This is a genomic window from Catonella sp., assembly GCF_052173895.1.
In the GTDB taxonomy this organism is placed as follows: domain Bacteria; phylum Bacillota; class Clostridia; order Lachnospirales; family Lachnospiraceae; genus Catonella.
In genome coordinates, this window is record NZ_JBQMXS010000071.1 from 1 (window position 1) to 5,310 (window position 5,310).

Here is a 5,310-nt window from a genome sequence, read left to right on the forward strand (position 1 = left end):
GAATTATCCTGTGATGAAGCTGTTGTGAGAATCTTTGGTGAAAAAAGCAAGGAAGCATACGCGTATGCACTTATTGATATGGAGGCAAAGAAGGGCAAGTTTATGCCGCTTTGCAGTAACTTTAGTAATAATGCAGTTAAAGAAAGGATAATATCGGTTATGAAGATAAAAAAGATTTCATTATTTATGATATTATTTGCAGTGATATTTGTAACAGGAACTACTGCTGTATTTATGACTTCTGCAAAAGAGAAGGAAAATGAAAGTGTTTCGGGAATAGATTATAAGAAAATTGATGATTTAAAATTTAAGGATTATGAAAAAATGTCTGTTGCAGCATATTCGGATAAGGTGCTTAAGGCTGTTGATAGTGAAGAATATGCAGAAGCCTTGAATAAGATTGCAAATAATAAAGAATTCTATGAAAAAAGAAATATAGATGAGAAAGCACGGTTCTTCAATTATGTACTTTCACCTATCCTTGCAAGAAACCGGAGATATGGAATAATTAGTGGAAATATTGAAATAAATAATAATCTATATCAGGTAGAGTATGCACTTAATATTGAAATATTAAACCCTGAAAAGCTTAAGGTAGGAGAATATATGAATGCCATAGAAAGCATTGATTCAGGTGTAAATTTATTAAAAAACAATCTAACTAAAAAAGCGGTGGAAAATGCTAAAGAGGTGAGTGAAAAATTTAGAACAGGGTTAATTAAAATTTCAGAAAAATTAAGCAATGATAATTTAAAAATAACCTTAGGAGGTATTTCGGAAATAGAAGAAGTTTCGGAAATGGTAAGTGAAAAAAATAATGAGTTAGAAAGTGATGAAATTGCTGTAGAGAAAGTGGATGACAAAGCTGAAACAAGAAGCTTTAAGTCTGCAACTAAGGAAGATTATGACTCATTATTTAACGCTCTGAAAAAGCCTGATTACAAGAATATGAAGTTGGATGACTTTAATAAAAGATTGGCAAAATGGGCTTCCGCAGATGATGATAGAATGCGTATGGACAGGATAAATGATGACATAAATTATGAAAATTTTGCAGTAAATCTGACAGATGAAGAAAGGGAATTTGTAACAACAACCATAAATTTCTCAGGGCTTGAAAATGCAAAAAAATTTAAGGCATTATATACAAAAGGGAAGGAAGAACTGCCGATTATCAGTATAAGCTTTAGCGAAGATACAAAAGTAGGAGATGGAAGATATGAAAGCTACGATTGCAGTTATTCATTTTCATACAAGATAAAAGAAAAAGATAAAATTACAGTGGCTGAAAGGGATAATGCGGTAAGAGGCTTTATGCTTGCAGCCGGAAAGATTTGGAGTAATCCGGAGTTTAGCGATTTATCGAAAGTAGATAAGGAAGATATTATTAAAAAGCTAGGTGAGATAGCTAAAGAGCATAGTAGAGATAAAGTTAGTTTTAATATCTTAGAAGACCAACTTGTTTTTGATAAGATAAATGAAACAATAAGATGATTTTCTTAATAGCAGTATGTAATCCCTGATTTTGTCTGATGGAATAAGAGGACAGGATTGGGGAGTTTTTATTTAATGAATATCGAATAAAATATATTATTTTTAATGCTGAACTTTATCGACTATAATCGAAATGATATCATAATTTTAAAATTTATCGACTATAATCGAAACTGAGTTTGATTTTTAGATTTTTATCGTTTATAATAGATAAAAGGAGGTGGCTCAGATGGAGAATAAAACCTATGTAAATAGAATAAGGTATGTCGATAAATTGAAACAGTTTATTGATAAACCTGTAATTAAAGTGTTGACAGGTATGAGGAGAGTTGGGAAATCAACACTTTTAACTATTATTAAAGATGAAATTTTAAGCAATATTCCTGAAGAAAATAAGATATATTTAAATTTTGAAAATATAGAATTGTTTGGGATAAATGAAGCAGGAAAATTGCTGGAATATATAAAACCGTTACTTAAAAAAAATGAAAAGCAGTATATTTTTTTTGATGAGATACAACTTGTGAATGATTGGGAGAAGGTTGTTAATGGGCTAAGACTGGATGAAAATTATGATATATATATAACCGGTTCTAATTCTACTCTTATTTCAGGTGATTTAGCGACTTTACTTGCTGGGAGATATGTTGAGTTTGAAATACAGCCATTTACCTTTAATGAATTTATAGAAGTATTTGAAAGTTTGGGACTATCAAATGAAGAATATTTTAATAATTATATAAGAGTTGGAGGTATGCCGTTTTTAAAATATTTTAATCTTGATGAAATGCCTAGTTTAAAGTATCTGAGTGATGTTTATAATACTGTATTGATTAAAGATGTTTTACGCTATAACAATGTAAGAGATGTGGACTTATTTGAGAGAATACTCACTTATATTTTGGAAAATATAGGCAATACATTTTCGGCTAACAGCATAAAAAAATATCTTAAAAGTGAAGACAGAAAAATTTCTGTTGATACCATACTTAATTATTTGGAATATTGCAGAAATGCATTTATTATAAAGAAAGTTTCAAGATATGATGCAGCAGGTAAAAAGATACTTAGTGTAGATGAAAAATATTATCTTACAGACCATGGCTTTAGGCAGGCAAAAGGCTTTTCAAATACTAAAGACATAGAAAGAACACTTGAAAATATTGTATGTATAGAGTTAATTTCAAGGGGATATAATTTAAAAATAGGGAAGGTAAAGGACAAAGAAATTGATTTTATAGCGGAAAAGGATGGAGCCTTGTGCTATTATCAGATTTCTTATCTTATGGAAAATGAAGATACAAGAGAAAGAGAGTTTGGTATTTATAATTTAATAGAAGATAATTTCCCTAAATATGTTTTGTCAATGGATAAGATTGATTTTAGCAGGGATGGTGTTATTCATAAAAATATAATAGATTTCCTTTTGGAAAGTAGCTTTTAACAGAATTATTTGGGATTTAATAAAAAACTGATTTTTGGGAAATATTCGACAAAAAAATTAAAATAGGATTGGACAAGTTTACATCAATGTAATATATTTATTCTAAAGAAAGTTAATAAGTACGAAGAGATTTAAGGTTATGAACGATTTAATTTTGCTTGAAAGGAATAACTATGATTGCAGAAGAAATTATACATGAATTATTTAAAATACAGGATGAAAAATACAGAGATTTTAATAGCAAACTTATTCCTACAGTCGATAAGGAGTCTATGATTGGTGTAAGAACGCCTGAACTTAGAAAGTATGCTAAACAACTTGTAAAAAGAGAAGATGTGAGAGAATTTTTACATTCAGTTCCACATACATATTTTGACGAAAATCAGCTTCATGCTTTTATACTTGCAGAAATAAAGGATTTCGAACTTTGCATAGAAGAGGTGAAGAAGTTTCTTCCTTATATAAATAACTGGGCAACCTGTGATCAGCTCTCCCCAAAGGTATTTAAGAAATATCACAAGGAGCTCATGCCTCATATAAAGGAATGGATACAATCAGATAAAGAATACACTGTCAGATTTGGTATAGGTATGCTTATGGAGCATTTTTTAGATGAAGATTTTGATTTAGTATACCCTGAAATGGTTGCTGCAATAAGAACTGAAGATTATTACATAAATATGATGATAGCTTGGTATTTTGCGACTGCACTTGCGAAACAGTATGATGTGATACTTCCATTTCTTGAAAATAAAAAACTTGATACTTGGGCACATAATAAAGCTATTCAGAAAGCAGTGGAAAGTTATAGGATTACAGATGAGCAGAAGACTTATCTTAAAGGAATTAAGGTGAAGGGCAAGTAACAGTTGTCAGATAGACTGGAAATGAGATTGGAAATAAATAGAATATTTTAAGAAAAATTGAAATTATATAAAAATATTGAAGTTATAGTTGAAATAATGTGTGCAAAGTGATATTATACCTAAAATACTTGTAAACTTAAGTGGCTTTAAGGGGGTTAGCTATGAAGATAAAATTAATAAAGTGGAGTAAAGCTTTAAGCAAAGAGCTGATAAACATTTGCAATAATATAGACCGTTCTTATCTGTCAAATCGTATACCGTATCCTTATACTGAAAAAGATGCAGAATTTTGGTTTGGTATGACAACGGAACATGATGGTAAGGATGGTATATTCAGGGCTATTGTTGTAGATGATAAAGTTGTGGGTAATATTGCGGTTGAACAAAATTCGGATGTCAGATGTAAAGATAGTGAAATAGGATATTTTTTGCTTACAGATAACTGGTCTAAAGGTATAATGACAGAAGCAGTAAAACAAATCTGTAAGCTTGCTTTTGATAATCTCAATATAGTACGCATATCGGGAACTGTTTATTTGCCTAATATTGCATCGCAGCGTGTGCTTGAAAAAAATGGTTTTGAAAGTGAAGGCGTGCGGAAAAATGCTGTCTATAAAGATGGCAAGTTTTATGATATGTGTTTATACGGTAAATTAAAACAATAATAGGCGGAGGAGTAAGACATTTAATTTTCAAATAATACTCTTAGAGTCGGCTGCCTAGTCGCTGTTATGGATTATTAAATAGTATAAATTTCCCTTTTGAAGAAAATAATGAAGTACATATTTATGAGAATTTTAAGTAGTCTTTGCTTGAGGCACTCCCTAACATCTGAAAAAACAGATTTGGGGAGTTTTTTGCTGAAAAATATTTGACTGTTAGATCGGAAATTGACTTGCAAAAGTTGAAATTTAAATGTAGAGTAATAGAAATATCATATTTAATAGAGTTATATAAATATCGTACAAGAGGAGGGGAGAAAAGTGGGTGAAAAGTGGAATGTCGAGAATAATATGCAAAAACATGGGCTTGATAGCATAAAGGATAACTCAGATTTTAGAACTAAAAAGATAATTTAAACCAGTATAGTGGGGATTGTAACCAATATACTGCTTGCTGTATTTAAGGCTTTTATAGGTCTTATGACCAATTCAATAGCTATAGTACTGGATGCGGTAAATAATGCATAGGATGTAGCAAGTAGCAGCAATATTATATTTGAATTTTAATATTTCGGTTGAGGCTTATCTTGGAGTGATAATATCAATTTTTATCATAAAAGCGGGAATCGATATGCTGAGAGAAACGCTTTCACATATATTGGGAGAAGCCGCAGATTCTAAGTTGGCACAGAAAATAACAGAAACAGTTATGGAATTTTCGGAAGTCACAGGAGCTTATGACTTGGTTATTCACTAAATTCTTTTGATAAGCTTGCAATTCAGATTAAGGATACTATTGAAGAGCTTGTAATGATGAATCCTTATATTTTGCAAATGCATGGTT

At 30.5% G+C, this 5,310-nt stretch carries 4 protein-coding genes and 1 pseudogene; all 5 read left to right on the forward strand.

Going from position 1 to position 5,310, the window contains the following annotated elements; translation table 11 throughout:
• Positions 1 to 1,494 (forward strand): annotated as a pseudogene (locus ACTTG8_RS09540) (hypothetical protein); the annotation flags it as partial.
• Positions 1,495 to 1,723: 229 nt separating this feature from the next.
• On the forward strand, positions 1,724 to 2,938 hold the full coding sequence (locus ACTTG8_RS09545) for an ATP-binding protein (RefSeq protein ID WP_442561882.1): 1,215 nt from the start codon (positions 1,724 to 1,726) through the stop codon (positions 2,936 to 2,938).
• A gap of 173 nt (positions 2,939 to 3,111) precedes the next feature.
• Complete coding sequence (locus tag ACTTG8_RS09550) at positions 3,112 to 3,804, forward strand: DNA alkylation repair protein (protein WP_442561883.1); 693 nt, start codon at positions 3,112 to 3,114, stop codon at positions 3,802 to 3,804.
• 161 nt (positions 3,805 to 3,965) lie between these two features.
• A complete protein-coding gene (locus ACTTG8_RS09555) occupies positions 3,966 to 4,469 on the forward strand; it encodes a GNAT family N-acetyltransferase (protein WP_442561884.1) in 504 nt (167 codons plus the stop codon).
• Positions 4,470 to 5,022: 553 nt separating this feature from the next.
• Positions 5,023 to 5,223, forward strand: coding sequence for a hypothetical protein (locus tag ACTTG8_RS09560; RefSeq protein WP_442561885.1), 201 nt, complete (start codon positions 5,023 to 5,025; stop codon positions 5,221 to 5,223).
• The last annotated feature ends 87 nt before the right edge of the window (positions 5,224 to 5,310 follow it).